The following is a 12,500-nucleotide window of genomic DNA, read 5'->3' as shown; positions in this document are numbered from 1 at the left end:
TTCAGGGCTACACGGGTTGGCGAATCAGTGATTCGAGTCGAAGATTCGCAAAAGCGAATCAGCCGAATCAGTCTCGATCCGCCAGATTCGATCCGAGACCGACCCGAGCGAAGGGAACACGCATGGCCGCGAAAGACGCAAACGACGACCAGAACAAGGACGAGCAGGACGACGGCTCCAACCCGATGGGGGATATGGACCAGGCCGCCGTCAAGAAGATGATCGCCGAGGCCCGTGAGAAGGGCTACATCACCTACGATCAGCTCAACAACGTGCTCCCGCCCGATCAGGTCTCGTCGGAACAGATCGAAGACGTGATGTCGATGCTCTCGGAAATGGGCATCAACATCATCGAGGACGAAGAAGCCGAGGACGACAACGACGACGCCAAGGGCTCGACCGAAGTCGTCGCCAAGAATCAGGGCGGCGCGGTCGCCGTGTCGTCCGGCGATACCGAGAAGCTCGACCGCACCGACGACCCGGTGCGCATGTATCTGCGCGAAATGGGGTCGGTGGAACTCCTCTCCCGCGAGGGCGAGATCGCCATCGCCAAGCGGATCGAAGCGGGCCGGAACACGATGATCGCGGGGCTGTGCGAAAGCCCGCTTACCTTCCAGGCGATCACGATCTGGCGCGACGAACTCCTGAACGAAGACATTCTGCTGCGCGACGTCATCGACCTCGACGCCACCTTCGGGCGCCAGATGGGCGAGGACGGCGAGGACGAGGATGTGGTGCAGGGGCTGGGCGAAGCCGCGGCCACGAACACCGAAAGCCAGAAAAAGGACGACGGCCCCGAGCTTGACGCCGACGGCAACCCGATCGCCAAGGACGACGACGACGAGGATGAGGACGATCAGGCCAACATGTCGCTCGCCGCGATGGAGGCCGCCCTCAAGCCCCGCGTGCTCGAAACGCTGGAACTGATCGCGCGCGATTACACCAAACTCAGCGAAATGCAGGATCTTCGGATGTCCGCCACGCTGAACGAGGATGGATCGTTCTCGGACAAGGCGGAAGCCGAGTACCAGAAGCTGCGCTCGGAAATCGTGCTGCTGGTGAACGAACTGCACCTGCACAACAACCGGATCGAGGCGCTCGTCGACCAGCTATACGGCATCAACCGCCGCATCATGTCGATCGACTCGGCCATGGTGAAGCTCGCCGATCAGGCGCGCATCAACCGCCGCGAATTCGTCGATGCCTACCGGGGCGAAGAGCTTGACCCGAATTGGCTGGAACGGATGGCCGAAAAGCCCGGTCGCGGCTGGCAGGCGTTCATCGAACGCTCGTCCGACAAGGTGGCCGAACTGCGCGGCGACATGGCCCAGGTCGGTCAGTATGTCGGCGTCGACATCTCGGAATTCCGCCGCATCGTGTCTCAGGTCCAGAAGGGCGAGAAAGAGGCGCGTCAGGCCAAAAAGGAAATGGTCGAGGCGAACCTGCGTCTGGTGATCTCGATCGCCAAGAAATACACGAACCGCGGTCTGCAATTCCTTGATCTCATTCAGGAAGGCAACATCGGCCTGATGAAGGCCGTGGACAAGTTCGAGTATCGCCGGGGCTACAAGTTCTCGACCTACGCGACCTGGTGGATCCGCCAGGCGATCACCCGGTCCATCGCCGATCAGGCCCGCACGATCCGTATCCCGGTCCATATGATCGAGACGATCAACAAGCTCGTGCGCACCGGCCGCCAGATGCTTCACGAAATCGGCCGCGAGCCGACCCCGGAAGAACTGGCCGAAAAGCTGCAGATGCCGCTCGAAAAGGTCCGCAAGGTGATGAAGATCGCCAAGGAGCCGATCTCGCTCGAAACGCCGATTGGCGACGAGGAGGATTCGCAGCTTGGCGATTTCATCGAAGACAAGAACGCCGTCCTGCCGCTCGACTCGGCCATTCAGGAGAACCTGAAGGAAACCACGACCCGCGTGCTGGCGTCTTTGACGCCGCGTGAGGAACGGGTTCTGCGCATGCGCTTCGGCATCGGCATGAACACCGACCACACGCTGGAAGAGGTGGGTCAGCAGTTCAGCGTCACCCGCGAACGCATCCGCCAGATCGAGGCGAAGGCGCTCAGAAAGCTGAAGCACCCGAGCCGGAGCCGGAAGCTGCGGAGTTTCTTGGATCAGTGAACGAAAGGGCGCCTTCGGGCGCCCTTTTCGTTTTCCGGTCCCTGTTCACGTGCGTCACTTGAAAACATGTACGCAAGCGCGTACGTTACCCGCATGAAATACGCATCCTCGACCGATCTTCGCAAGAACCTGTCCGCCATGATGGACAAGGTGATTGACGACCATGAGCCGCTCATGGTCACGCGCACGGGCGGCAAGCCGGTCGTGATGATTTCGCTTGAGGACTACGAAGCGATGGACGAGACGACCTATCTGTTGTCGAGCCCTGAAAATGCGAGACGGCTGCGGGCCTCGATTGATCGGTTGAACCGTGGTCTCGGCCAAGAGCATGACTTGATCGAAGAATGAGGTTGAGCTGGGACGAGGAAGCTTGGGACCACTACCTCTACTGGCAAAAAACCGACAAGAAGATGCTCGGCAAATTGAACGCTCTCATAAAGGAATGCCAGCGCCACCCGTTCCAAGGCACGGGCAAGCCGGAGCCTTTGCGCGGCGATCTGGCTGGCTTCTGGTCCCGGCGGATCGACCGTGAACACCGACTGGTCTACCGCGTGCGGGGTGAGACGTTGGAAATCGTGGCCTGCCGCTATCACTACTGATCTGGCCCTGTGCAAACCGGACTCACTCCCCTTTGTTTCCACCTGCTCACATCATTTCCCGCTACGCGAAATGAACGAAGCGGTGTAATCTGCCGCCACGGGGCATGGTGCCCCAGCGCCCGGCAAGAAGGCGCGAAACCATTGAGGAAGCAATTATGGCGACCAAGGCAAAGAAAGAGAAACCGGTGCTGACGCCGGAAGAGATGGCCCGCAAGAAAGCCGTCAAGCTGATCGGCTATCACGGCTGGCTGACCGACTGGAAACGCGACAACCCCGAGGCCGACGTGGAAGCCCGTCGTGCGGCCTGGGGCGAGGCCAAGGGCCAGCGGATGCGCGATGCGCGTCGCGTGGTGAAGCGGCTGGAAAAGGGCGGGTTGCAACTCGTCGCGGCCCCGACGCCGGAGGCCATCGCCGCCGAGTGATCCCCGGCAGATGACAGACACGACCCGCCCGGATCATCGCGAACCGGGCGGCGTCGCTTGCGCGTCTCACCCGCATTTGGCAGCGTGGCGCCATGCACACCGAATTCGAGATCGAAACGCGCGGGCAGGGCACCTATGAGTTCACCCGCGACGTGACGCGCTGGGTGGCGGACAGCGGGACGGGCGAGGGGCTGCTCACGCTCTTCGTGCGGCACACGTCGGCCTCGCTCCTCATTCAGGAAAATGCGGATCCCGAAGTGCAGGTCGACCTGCGCAACTTCTTCGCCCGCCTCGTGCCGCCGACGACGGACCCCAGCATGGCCTACCTGACCCACACCTATGAGGGGCCGGACGACATGCCGGCCCATATCAAGGCCGCGCTGCTCCCCATTTCTTTACAGATTCCAATCATAAACGGGACAATGACGCTCGGAACATGGCAGGGAATTTACCTTTTCGAACATCGCGACCGACAGCACCGCCGAAAAGTGGCGGCGCTCATCCGGTGATTGCGGCATAGGGGCCACAAAACGGCCCTGCTATATCTGGGCGCGACGCTTTGAACCTACCCAAAATGCGGCACTCTTCCTATAGTGCCTGTGGATAAGTGGGCAAAGACCCACGATCAGAGGTGACAGGCTAAGAAAAGGAAGTGGGATGCGGTGCCCGTTCTGCGGAAATATTGACACTCAAGTGAAGGATTCACGCCCGGCCGAGGATCATGTCGCGATCCGGCGGCGGCGGTTCTGTCCGGCCTGCGGCGGGCGCTTCACCACCTATGAACGCGTGCAGTTGCGCGACCTCGTGGTCATCAAGTCGAACGGTCGGCGCGAGGATTTCGACCGCGAGAAGCTGGAGCGTTCGATCCGGATTTCGATGCAGAAACGGCCCGTGGAGCCGGAGCGCATCGATCAGATGATCTCGGGCATCGTGCGGCGGCTGGAATCGATGGGCGAGACGGACATTCCATCCAAGACCATCGGTGAGATCGTGATGGAAAGTCTGGCCCGGATCGACACGGTTGCCTATGTGCGCTTCGCGAGCGTCTACAAGAACTTCCAGGCGGCGGACGATTTCGAGAAGTTCATGAGCGAGTTGCGCCCCGACATTCCGCCCGAAGAACAGGCGTGACCGACGAAAGGTTCATGGATCTGGCCCTGTCGCTCGGGCGGCGGGGCCTTGGGTCTGTCTGGCCGAACCCGGCGGTGGGCTGCGTGATCGTGAACGGCGCGCGGATCGTCGGGCGCGGCTGGACCCAGCCCGGCGGGCGGCCCCATGCCGAAGTCGTGGCGCTGGCGCAGGCGGGTGAGGCGGCGCGGGGGGCGACGGCCTACGTCACGCTCGAGCCCTGTTCCCACCATGGACAGACCCCGCCCTGTGCCGTGGCGCTGATTTCGGCGGGGATCGCACGGGTGGTCGTCGCTTTGGGCGACCCCGACAACCGGGTGAACGGACGCGGGATCGCGATGTTGCGCGCGGCCGGGATCGAGGTCGTGACGGGGCTGGGCGAGGCCGAGGCACGCGCCGATCAGGTCGGATTTCTGAGCCGGGTGGAGCGCGGGCGCCCTATGGTGACGCTGAAACTCGCCGCGTCGCTGGACGGGCGTATCGCCACGGCGACGGGGGAAAGCCAGTGGATCACGGGGCCGGAGGCGCGGCGACAAGTCCATGCCGAACGCATGATCCATGACGCGGTGATGGTGGGCGCCGGAACGGCGCGGGCGGATGATCCGTCGCTGACCGTGCGCGGTCTGGGTGCGCGGCGCCAGCCGGTGCGCGTGGTGCTGTCGCGGCATCTGGATATTCCCTTGGACAGCGTGCTCGCGCGCACGGCGAAAGAGGTTCCGGTCTGGCTGATCCATGGCGACCGGGCGCCGGACGGCGTGGTCGCGGCCTGGGAAGGGCTTGGCGCGCGATGTATCGCGGTGCCCGTCGTGCTGGGTCGCATCGACGTGGCGGCGGCGCTGGCCGCCTTGGGCGCGGCGGGGCTGACGCGCGTGTTCTGCGAGGGCGGCGGCGGGTTGGCCGCCTCGCTTCTGGCCGAAGGGCTGGTGGACGAATACGTAGGTTTCACAGCCGGGATCGCTCTTGGTGCCGAAGGCTGGCCTTCGATCGCCGCGATGGGCGTGGGTGCGCTGGCGGATGCGCCACGGCTGGAGCTGGTCGAGCTGCGCGCCATCGGGGGCGACGTCCTGCACAGGTGGCGGGCCGGTCCTAGCGGTGCGGGCTGACGCCCGCGCTTGATTTGCGCCGCCCTGCCGTTGGCAGGTCGTCGCGGTGGACGCGCCTTGCGGCGCGTTTGGAGGGCCAGCCCTCCAAACCTCCCGAAGTATTTTCGAAACAGAGAAGGGGACCGCGTCAGCGCCAGAATGTGGTGTAGGGCGCGAGCAGGCCTTGCAGCTTTGAGACGAGGCGCAGGGACGGTGAGCCGGGGCCGGTTTCCTGCGCTTCGATCCGGTCGAGGATGACCTCGACCGGGCAGGGCGTGTTCGTGACCGGATCGTGGTAGCGCGGGTAGTCGATGAGGATCGCGTGGACGAGGCCTGCGAGGCTGGGGCGCGCCCTGCGTCGGTCCGGTATGGTGCCCAGATCGCGGGTGAGACCCCAGCCCGCGTAGAACGGGGCGCCGAGGCAGGAGACGGTCTTGCCTCGGATGAGCGCCTCGAACCCGAGGGTCGAGGTCATGGTCCAGACCTCGTCCACCGCTTCGATCAGCGCCACGGCGTCGGTTTCGGTGGCGACCACGTCGGCATGGCGCGCGGCCTCGTCCAGCGGCATGTCGCCGTCGCGCAGGCCCGCTTCCACGTCCGGGTGGGGTTTGTAGATGATGACGGCCTCCGGGTTGGCCGCGCGCACGCCGCGGAGCAGGCCCCGGTTGTGGGTGACCTCGCGCGTGCCGAGGCGGACCGAGGCATCGTCTTCGACCTGACCGGGGACGAGGATGCGGTGGCCCGGCGGCAGATCGACCGGCGCGGCGCGATCGAGGTTGTATTTCGAGATACCGGAAGCGGTGAGCCGATGCATCAGGGCCTCGGCACGGTGAAGCGGGCCGGGGGCGAGGGTTTCGGCGGCGGAGACGAGCCGTTCGAGGCGGCTTTCGGCGTTCGGATCGTAGTAGATGCCGAGGTCGTCGCGCACGAGCGACAGGGGCGGGGTCAGTTTGGCGCCAAGGCCCCGCGAGCGGATGAAGCCGTCTTCGATGCGGATGGCGGGGGCGGTGAGCGTGTCGGCTTTTCCCGCCCAGACCATCATCGGGCGACCCGTCTTCGCCGCTTTCGCTTCGGCCTTGGGGCCGTCTTCGAAGATCACGCCCGCGCCGCTTCCGTAGAACTGCGACAACGGCTTGCGCTTCCACAGCCGCATTCCGGCGGCGACGTAGCCCGGCCCGTCTTCGCGCATCGCGCGGGCGCGCGCCTCCAACGTGCCGATCACGTCTTCGATCTCGCACAGTCTGTCGCGGTAGGGGTCGTACCACGTCGGATATTCGAGCATGGCCGCGGCGAACAATTGCGCGCGCGTCAGTTGACGTTCGCGGCGCGGCACGGGGTTTTCGTCCTTGGTCAGGCCCCAGCCGGCGTAGAACGGCTGGCCGAAGACGCGGGGCTTGTGGCCGGCGAAGATCGCTTCGAACCCCATGCCGGACGAGACGGTGTAGACCGCAACCGCGCCCTCCATCAGCGCCCAGGGGCTGACGGGATCGGTCAGAAGCGTGACCTTGCCGCCCGCGTGTTCCGGGCCGTAGTAGCCCGGCCGATGGCCTGCGGTGCTGTCCGGGTGGGACTTGATGACGATGCGCAGGCCCGGATTTTCTTCCTGCGCGATGACCAGCATTTCGCGGAAGGTCTGCGGTGTGGCCTTCGACGCCAGCACGGCCGCGTCGTCGCGGGTCTGGTCGATCACCAGCACGTAGGGCGCGCGGGGCACAGGGGCCTTGGGGTCGAAGCCGTTGTATTTCGACAGATGGGCGTGGCGGATACGGTCCACCGCGTCGCGCGCACGGCTGAGAAGCGCGTAGTCGTCCAGCGGCGCATCCGCGAGCATTCGTTCGAGGTCCGAGGGCACGGCGGGGTCGAAATGCACGCCGGAGCGGTCGAGGAGGAGGCCCAGAGGCGGCTCGCCGTCACGTCCCAGACCGACCGAGCGCAGGAAGGGGTCTTCGACGCGCATCAGGGTGGCACCCCGTCGTTTCGCGATGCCATCGCCCCGGTGCGCGGTGGGCGAGACGCCCCAGACCGCCACGGTATCTTCGGCCCTGGGCAGGCCGAAGCGAATGTCCCACCCGGCCAGCTTCAGGATACGCCGCACCCGGCGCTCCCGCAGGAAACCGCCCGAGTAAACGTAAAGCCGCCGCGAGGAGGGGGGCTCCGTCGCGGCGGCTGTGATCCTGTCGTAGGGGGTCATGCGCCCCAAACCTTACGGCGTCGCGCCGACGAGGCCGAAGGTGCTGCCTGCGTTGGCCAGCGACTCGGCCGCGCCGAGGGCACCGGTGAGCGCCGTGATGACCTTGGCCCACTGGACGTAGGGCGCTTCGGTCACATAGACGGTATCGCCGTCGCGGATCACGAAGTCGCGGGCCATGAACATGCCGTTGGGTTCGGTCAGGTTCAGCACGTAGATCAGGCGCTGCGCCCCGACCAGATCGCCCCGTGCCAGCACGACATTCGCGATCTCGGCGGGTTCGTTGCGGAACACGAAGATGCCCGTGGGGTCGGCCAGTGTCGGGTTCAGACCGCCGACCTGCGCGATGGCTTCGAGGGCCGAGAGGTTCTGGGTCTGGAAGTTCACGCGGGTCTGGGTGCCGGTGGCGCCGAGCGCGGTGAAGGCGCGGGTATCGGCCTCGACCAGAATACGGTCGCCGTTGCGCAGGGCGATGTCGAGGCGCGGGTCTTCGAACAGATCCTGATACCAGATCTGCCCGGTCTGACCGCCACGGATGATCTTGACCACGGCCACCTCGGGGTTCACGGCCACACCGCCTGCGGCGGCGAGCATGGCACCCAGCGTGCGGGTGGGGCGTTCGATCGGGTAGACGCCCTGACCGTTGACCGCGCCCGTGATCGACACGGTGGCGCCGTCGCCCGCGATCCGGGTGACCAAGACCTGCGGGTCCGGGGTCTGGGTGGCGAGTTGTTCGGTGATGATGCGGCGCACGGCTTCGGGCGAGTTGCCCGCGGCCTTGATCCGTCCCGCATAGGGGATGAAGATGAAGCCCGATCCGTCGACCTGCACCTCTTCGAGCGCGGCGGGGGCGCCCGCCGAGGCGAGGATGCCTTGTTCGACGTTCTCCCAGATCGCCACGCCCAGCACGTCGCCGGGGCGGATCGTGTCGGACCCGACCTGTGCGGCCGAGAGGAAGTTCTCGCCGAACCCGAGCGCCGGGGTGACGGCGGTGGCCCGCGTCACGTGATCGTTGACCGAGACGACGAAGGCGTCGCCCTGTCTCTGCACCGAACCGGAGTAGATTTCCTGCTTATTCGGGCCGCTTCTGGGGAGCACGTCACACGCGGCTACACCCATCACAAGCGCGAAAAGGAGCGCGATGCGCGCCCACGTAATGCCCTGATTTCTCACTGCCCGGGCTCCTTTTTGGAGTTCTGCCTCAGTTTCTTTTTTTGGCAGACTACTCGGGCTGTGGATAAAAATCCAGACGCGATTCCAAGGGTTACTTCACGAGTCTCAACTGTTGCCGGGGGGCCGCGGTGCCCTTGGCGAGGGCGTCGTAGGGGTCGTCCGGAGCCAGCATCATGTCGACGATCTGGCGCAGAAGCTGCCGCCGGCCCCGGGCCGAATAGAACCCGCCCGGGATTTGCGAGGTTTCCAAGAGGTAATGACGATAATCGCGGTAGGCGCGGCTGTCGGGGCGGGTCGGCTGGGCGAAGAATTCGGGCAGGGGCTGGGTCGAAACGAACTCCGGCTTGTCATAGACCGCCGCGCCGAAAACTTTGAGCGGAAGTCCGCGCCACAGCACCTGCTGTGCGGCCGTCGAGTTCACGGTCACGGCGCTGCGGGCATGATCGAGCAGCCGGGCAAGCTTGCCGCCGCGCACGTAATGCACCCGTCCCTCGACCCCATGCTGGGCGGCCAGACGACGGATTTCACGGCGCAGGGGCACACGGCCATCCTCCAGCGGATGCGCCTTGAACACGAGGTGATGGTGACGGGCCGCGCCATTCGCGAAGCCTTCGATCACGAGGTCGAGGAACTCGGTCACGCTTTTGAACGGGGAATGGTCGAGGAAACTCGCGTCATGGGCCAGTTGCAGAAGCGCGAGGTGATAAGGAAAGCCACCGTTTCGGATACGGCGCGTGGCGATGATCCGTCCAAGCGCCTGAAACGGCATCAGGATCAGGCGCTTGAGGTAAAGCTGGAATTCCTTGCCGACCGTGAGCGCGCGGTGCGGGCGGAAGCCCCGGTAACGCCGGTTCGCGAACATGACGAACCAGTGGTAGAGCGCGCCATAGAAGATGTGGTGGCGCATGTCGCCCCAGTGGGCGGGCGGCTCCGGAATGTCGAGTTGCGCGTCGGCCAGTACCTGCTGCATCTGCGTCACGTCCATGTCCATCAGGCGGGAGTGGCCGTTCGATCCGCCGCGCTCGTAGCTGATCCAGTAGGGGCGCAGGTAGCCTTCTTCGAAGACGTGGACCATGACGCCCGCTTCCTGCGCGGCGCGCACGGCCTCGGCATGTATGAACCGGGTGTCGCCGTAGAGCACCAGATCGGTCACGCCCTTTTCGGTCAGAATGGCGCGGATGCGCTCCGTCCAGACGTCCTGACTGTCGGTGAAGGGAATGTAGGTCCGCGCATCGTGCCAGAACACCTGATCGCCCATGTTGAACCCGACGCGCCAGACCTGAGCGCCCGAGGCCGAGAGCATCCGGGCCAGACGACGGACATAGGGGCCGTGTGGCCCTTGCAGGAACAGGAATGTCCGGTCGGTTCCGTCGATGGCTTTCATGCGCCTGATTTTACCCGTTTTTCTGGCCTCTGTCGCGAACTGATGCCGCGTTTCTTCAAGGAAAACCTTGCCATTGTCCTTGCGCAAGACACAAAACACCCGAACCGGGCTTTTTTGTGACGCTTGGGGTTTGGCTTGTCCCGCGCCCTGCTTGGCAAGGGGTGGGATTGGGCGTAGCCATTGGGGAAAGGAGTCAGCCATGTTCACTGGGATCATCACCGATATCGGCCGGATCGCCGAGGTCACCCGGACCGAGGATCTGCGCGCGCGGATCGCGACCGCATACGACACGTCGCGCATCGAGCTGGGTGCGTCCATCGCCTCCGACGGCGTGTGTCTGACGGTGACCCGGCTCGGCCCGGACTGGTACGAGGTCTTCGTCTCGGGCGAGACGCTGACCAAGACCAACCTCGGCGGATGGGAGGTCGGCAGACGCGTGAACCTCGAACGCGCCCTGAAGGTGGGCGACGAACTGGGCGGGCATATCGTCTCGGGCCATGTCGACGGCGTGGCCGAGGTGACGGATGTGCATGACGAGGGCGACTCGACGCGGATTTCCTTCAAGGTGCCGGGCGATCTGGCGCGCTTCATCGCGCCCAAGGGCTCGGTCGCGCTGAACGGCACGTCCCTGACGGTGAACGAGGTGGAGGGCGACACGTTCGGTGTGAACCTCATCACCCACACGAAAGAGGTGACGACCTGGGGCGACGTGCGCGTGGGCGACAAGGTGAACCTCGAGATCGACACGCTGGCGCGCTATGTGGCGCGGCTCGGCGAATACGCGGCATGACCCTGATCGGTCACAACGGCGGGCCGGGGATCGGCAATACCGGTTGGCACGGCTATGCGTGGCGCCGGGCGCGGGCCGATCTGGTGCCGACGCTGCCGCTGGAAGTGGTGCGGATGCGGGTGCGCCGGGCCAAGGAGCTTGGGATCGATTACAAGAGCTATGCTTCGATCCGGGCCGCGACGGGGCGCGACGTGATCGCGCTTCTGTTTTCCTCCAACGCGTTGAAATGCGGGCCGAAACTGGCCGCGGTGCCTGAGGCCGAGGCCACAAAACTGCGGGGCGTGGCCCGCGCAGAACGCCTTGCCGCCGTTCACCGCCCGCTCGACGCGCGTAGCTTTCACGGCGCCAACGCCGCGCTCATCGACTCGGCCATGCAGGCGCCGACATTGGCCGACGGCTGGTCCGCCACGCGCGAAAAGCTCGCCGACCTGACCGCGCGCCGGGGGGTGCCCACGGATGCGGTCTTGGTCGTCGGCGCGACCATGCTGGAGGCCGAATGGTCGGTGGCGGGCCGGATGGCCGGATACCTGCCGGCCGAGCGATATTTCACGACGCTTTAAATCATTCGCAATCGTGCATATGATTCCCGGATCGAACAGGGAGGAATCGATGCCGCTTTTGCGCCCCACACGCCGTGAGATGCTTGCGCTCGCCGCAGCTATGCCCGCCTTCGCCATGCCCGCGGCCCTTCGCGCCGAGCTTGGCCCGCCTGATGGCGAGAACCCCGCGCACTTTCGCTTCGCGCTGGGGGATATGAAGATCACCATCGTCTCGGACGGCTGGTTCCCGCAGCCTCTGACGGCCATGGGCATGAACGCCGACGAGGCCGAGAAGCTGGCGTTTCTCGAAGCGCATTTCCTGCCGACCGATGAACTCGTCGGGCATACGAACCACGTCTATATCGAGACCGGCGAGGCGAAGGTGCTGATCGATGTCGGCTCCGGCAACCGGTTCTTCGACACCGCCGGGCGGCTCATCTCGAACATGGAAGCCGCCGGGATCGACCCTTTCGCCACGACGCATGTCGTCGTCACCCATGCCCACCCGGATCACATCTGGGGCGTGCGCGACGATTTCGACGAGGCGATCATCCCCGACGCCGAATACGTGATCGGCGAGGCCGAACACGATTACTGGTTGCAGGACGGCCTCGTCGACCGGGTGGCCCCGGAGGCGCAGCAATTCGTGCTGGGCGCGGTCAACTCGATCAATGTCGATGGGGCGGAATGGACGCTTGCGGGCGACGGGCACGAAGTGGCGCCGGGCGTGCGGCTGATGTCGACCAATGGGCATACGCCCGGGCACATGTCGATCCTGCTGGAAAGCGGCGACGATCAGCTTCTGGTGCTGGGCGACGCGATCACCCACGCCTTCGGGCATTTCGCGCATCCCGACTGGTACGGGTCGATGGACAGCGACCCCGAGGCGACGGTGGCCACACGCCGCCGCATCCTCGACATGGCCGCGGCGGATCGCATCCCGGTCGTGGGCTACCATTTCCCGTTCCCCGGCGTGGGCCATGTGAAGGCCGAGGGCGAGGCCTATGCCTTCGTCCCGGCGCTCTGGCGGTTCTGAGGGGTTTCGCCCGGGCTGAAGCCC

13 protein-coding genes are annotated in these 12,500 nt (G+C 65.3%); 10 read left to right on the top strand and 3 right to left on the bottom strand.

Going from position 1 to position 12,500, the window contains the following annotated elements; all coding sequences use genetic code 11:
• Positions 1–122: 122 nt before the first annotated feature.
• From rpoD to ribD, 7 genes are all read left to right on the top strand, one after another.
• Positions 123–2,135 carry an RNA polymerase sigma factor RpoD gene (gene rpoD / locus RB2654_RS05790; protein ID WP_008329526.1) on the top strand — a complete coding sequence of 671 codons (2,013 nt, stop codon included), beginning with the start codon at positions 123–125 and terminating at the stop codon, positions 2,133–2,135.
• 93 nt (positions 2,136–2,228) lie between these two features.
• Positions 2,229–2,483: a type II toxin-antitoxin system Phd/YefM family antitoxin gene (locus RB2654_RS05785; RefSeq protein WP_008329524.1), complete on the top strand. Its 255-nt coding sequence runs from the start codon at positions 2,229–2,231 to the stop codon at positions 2,481–2,483.
• Positions 2,480–2,734, top strand: a complete 255-nt coding sequence (locus RB2654_RS05780; RefSeq protein ID WP_008329522.1) for a Txe/YoeB family addiction module toxin — start codon at positions 2,480–2,482, stop codon at positions 2,732–2,734. Before RB2654_RS05785 ends, RB2654_RS05780 begins: the two co-directional genes overlap by 4 nt.
• Before the next feature lie 155 nt (positions 2,735–2,889).
• Positions 2,890–3,156, top strand: a complete 267-nt coding sequence (locus RB2654_RS05775; protein ID WP_008329520.1) for a hypothetical protein — start codon at positions 2,890–2,892, stop codon at positions 3,154–3,156.
• A 92-nt stretch (positions 3,157–3,248) separates the two neighbouring features.
• Positions 3,249–3,665: a secondary thiamine-phosphate synthase enzyme YjbQ gene (locus RB2654_RS05770; RefSeq protein ID WP_008329518.1), complete on the top strand. Its 417-nt coding sequence runs from the start codon at positions 3,249–3,251 to the stop codon at positions 3,663–3,665.
• A gap of 148 nt (positions 3,666–3,813) precedes the next feature.
• Positions 3,814–4,287: a transcriptional regulator NrdR gene (gene nrdR, locus RB2654_RS05765; RefSeq protein ID WP_040884456.1), complete on the top strand. Its 474-nt coding sequence runs from the start codon at positions 3,814–3,816 to the stop codon at positions 4,285–4,287.
• A complete protein-coding gene (gene ribD, locus RB2654_RS05760) occupies positions 4,284–5,387 on the top strand; it encodes a bifunctional diaminohydroxyphosphoribosylaminopyrimidine deaminase/5-amino-6-(5-phosphoribosylamino)uracil reductase RibD (protein WP_008329508.1) in 1,104 nt (367 codons plus the stop codon). Before nrdR ends, ribD begins: the two co-directional genes overlap by 4 nt.
• Positions 5,388–5,514: 127 nt before the next feature.
• Here the strand turns inward: ribD and RB2654_RS05755 are convergent, their stop codons facing one another.
• The 3 genes from RB2654_RS05755 to RB2654_RS05745 form a co-directional block, all read right to left on the bottom strand.
• Positions 5,515–7,557: a capsule polysaccharide biogenesis protein gene (locus tag RB2654_RS05755; RefSeq protein WP_008329499.1), complete on the bottom strand. Its 2,043-nt coding sequence runs from the start codon at positions 7,555–7,557 to the stop codon at positions 5,515–5,517.
• Positions 7,558–7,569: 12 nt separating this feature from the next.
• The gene (locus RB2654_RS05750; protein WP_050772025.1) at positions 7,570–8,673 is read right to left on the bottom strand and encodes a polysaccharide biosynthesis/export family protein; all 1,104 of its coding nucleotides are present in this window, start codon (positions 8,671–8,673) and stop codon (positions 7,570–7,572) included.
• A 145-nt stretch (positions 8,674–8,818) separates the two neighbouring features.
• Entirely contained in the window at positions 8,819–10,111 is a 1,293-nt protein-coding gene (locus tag RB2654_RS05745) for a capsule polysaccharide biogenesis protein (RefSeq protein ID WP_040885481.1), read from the bottom strand.
• A gap of 199 nt (positions 10,112–10,310) precedes the next feature.
• Between RB2654_RS05745 and RB2654_RS05740 the strand changes: the two genes are divergently transcribed.
• Genes RB2654_RS05740 through RB2654_RS05730 form a run of 3 tightly spaced genes read left to right on the top strand, consistent with a single transcriptional unit; the run spans position 10,311 to position 12,476 of the window.
• Complete coding sequence (locus tag RB2654_RS05740; protein ID WP_008329493.1) at positions 10,311–10,901, top strand: riboflavin synthase; 591 nt, start codon at positions 10,311–10,313, stop codon at positions 10,899–10,901.
• A complete protein-coding gene (locus RB2654_RS05735; protein WP_008329491.1) occupies positions 10,898–11,461 on the top strand; it encodes a hypothetical protein in 564 nt (187 codons plus the stop codon). The genes RB2654_RS05740 and RB2654_RS05735 overlap by 4 nt, the downstream gene beginning before the upstream one ends.
• Before the next feature lie 49 nt (positions 11,462–11,510).
• Positions 11,511–12,476, top strand: a complete 966-nt coding sequence (locus RB2654_RS05730; protein ID WP_040884454.1) for an MBL fold metallo-hydrolase — start codon at positions 11,511–11,513, stop codon at positions 12,474–12,476.
• Positions 12,477–12,500: the final 24 nt, after the last annotated feature.

The sequence above is a fragment of the Maritimibacter alkaliphilus HTCC2654 genome (assembly GCF_000152805.1).
Lineage (GTDB): Bacteria > Pseudomonadota > Alphaproteobacteria > Rhodobacterales > Rhodobacteraceae > Maritimibacter > Maritimibacter alkaliphilus.
This window is presented reverse-complemented; position numbering and strand designations above follow the sequence as displayed.

Excerpts from the sequence above, each read along its gene's own strand:
- rpoD (WP_008329526.1), top strand. The coding sequence starts at position 123 with ATGGCCGCGAAAGACGCAAACGACGACCAGAACAAGGACGAGCAGGAC.
- RB2654_RS05785 (WP_008329524.1), top strand. The coding sequence starts at position 2,229 with ATGAAATACGCATCCTCGACCGATCTTCGCAAGAACCTGTCCGCCATG.
- RB2654_RS05780 (WP_008329522.1), top strand. The coding sequence starts at position 2,480 with ATGAGGTTGAGCTGGGACGAGGAAGCTTGGGACCACTACCTCTACTGG.
- RB2654_RS05775 (WP_008329520.1), top strand. The coding sequence starts at position 2,890 with ATGGCGACCAAGGCAAAGAAAGAGAAACCGGTGCTGACGCCGGAAGAG.
- RB2654_RS05770 (WP_008329518.1), top strand. The coding sequence starts at position 3,249 with ATGCACACCGAATTCGAGATCGAAACGCGCGGGCAGGGCACCTATGAG.
- nrdR (WP_040884456.1), top strand. The coding sequence starts at position 3,814 with ATGCGGTGCCCGTTCTGCGGAAATATTGACACTCAAGTGAAGGATTCA.
- RB2654_RS05755 (WP_008329499.1), bottom strand. The coding sequence starts at position 7,557 with ATGACCCCCTACGACAGGATCACAGCCGCCGCGACGGAGCCCCCCTCC.
- RB2654_RS05750 (WP_050772025.1), bottom strand. The coding sequence starts at position 8,673 with ATGGGTGTAGCCGCGTGTGACGTGCTCCCCAGAAGCGGCCCGAATAAG.
- RB2654_RS05745 (WP_040885481.1), bottom strand. The coding sequence starts at position 10,111 with ATGAAAGCCATCGACGGAACCGACCGGACATTCCTGTTCCTGCAAGGG.
- RB2654_RS05740 (WP_008329493.1), top strand. The coding sequence starts at position 10,311 with ATGTTCACTGGGATCATCACCGATATCGGCCGGATCGCCGAGGTCACC.
- RB2654_RS05735 (WP_008329491.1), top strand. The coding sequence starts at position 10,898 with ATGACCCTGATCGGTCACAACGGCGGGCCGGGGATCGGCAATACCGGT.
- RB2654_RS05730 (WP_040884454.1), top strand. The coding sequence starts at position 11,511 with ATGCCGCTTTTGCGCCCCACACGCCGTGAGATGCTTGCGCTCGCCGCA.